The sequence below is a fragment of the Polaromonas sp. P1_G4 genome (assembly GCF_056405475.1).
The window spans coordinates 1-937 of the sequence record NZ_JBFUCA010000922.1; the positions used below are offsets into that span (position 1 = coordinate 1).

Consider the following 937-nt stretch of genomic DNA (forward strand, 5'->3'; position numbering starts at 1 on the left):
GCTCCCTATATTCTTTGAATTGAGTATTTGCAGTTCTAAGAATTTTTTCGACCGAGCCTCCAAGCTTTTTCGCAATCGCCAAACTGATCTCGGTTGCATTACTCATGGACTCGAGCATGGGGCCAACTTCGCGTGACCCGAAGAATAGGGGACGCTCTTTTTCATCAATAAGTTGATCAAGAACTTCATTCAATCGCTCTGATTGGTCACTTTCGAGGTGCTTCATTTCGATTAGCATCAGCTCGTTGAAGCACGCAAAGTCCGGAAACTTTCCGCCTTTTGATTCGATATTTTTATTTGCGTCAAGGCTACGCCCTCCTGGAAGACCTAGAACCACCTGATGAAGCTCAGATGGCAGATCTGGTGGCCCACCCTGGCGTTCGAAGTGCATTACTCAACCTTAAGAATTGGGCGGGGATGGAGGTTAGTTGGCGAATTGTGGCCTTTGAGCCATCAACAAATCGACTAGTTGTTGTTGGCCTTTCTTCCGTGTTCTATTACTTTTTCTGTCGCCCCTTTGCAGCTTTCTTTACTGGGGCTTTTCTGGTAGGAGATTTCTTCGCTACCACTTTCTTTTTTGGAGATTCACTCGATGGGACTGCGGGCACTGCGCGCTCCCTTCGAGCTTTATGCGCCATCAGTTCGGCATCATCGGAATCGCTAGTTCGAGAAAACATTGCGTCGTGCGTTCGCATCCGTATCCCGCGACGCGCAATCAAATCTTGAGCCTCCTTCTGTTCGATTAGATGCGTAATGCTCCCAGAATTCTCAACACTAATTCCTTGCTGCATCAGAAGCCGAAATTCTGCGATTAGCGGCCTCAACGGATCTGTAAGTGTCGAATCGCCGGCAATGATTGATCGAGTTATGACCGACCCAATCTCCCCTGCGAGTTGCTGCTTGCTTCTACGCCTCTCGAAATCACCCAGCTTATCGA

Annotated in this window: 2 protein-coding genes; both read right to left on the minus strand. The window is 48.3% G+C overall.

What is annotated here, in order from left to right; all coding sequences use genetic code 11:
* Window positions 1-391: hypothetical protein (locus tag AC1D1X_RS24470; protein ID WP_477699509.1), on the minus strand; the 391-nt coding region annotated here is incomplete at its 3' end.
* A gap of 106 nt (window positions 392-497) precedes the next feature.
* A partial coding sequence (locus AC1D1X_RS24475) for a hypothetical protein (protein ID WP_477699510.1) occupies window positions 498-937 on the minus strand: 440 nt, incomplete at its 5' end.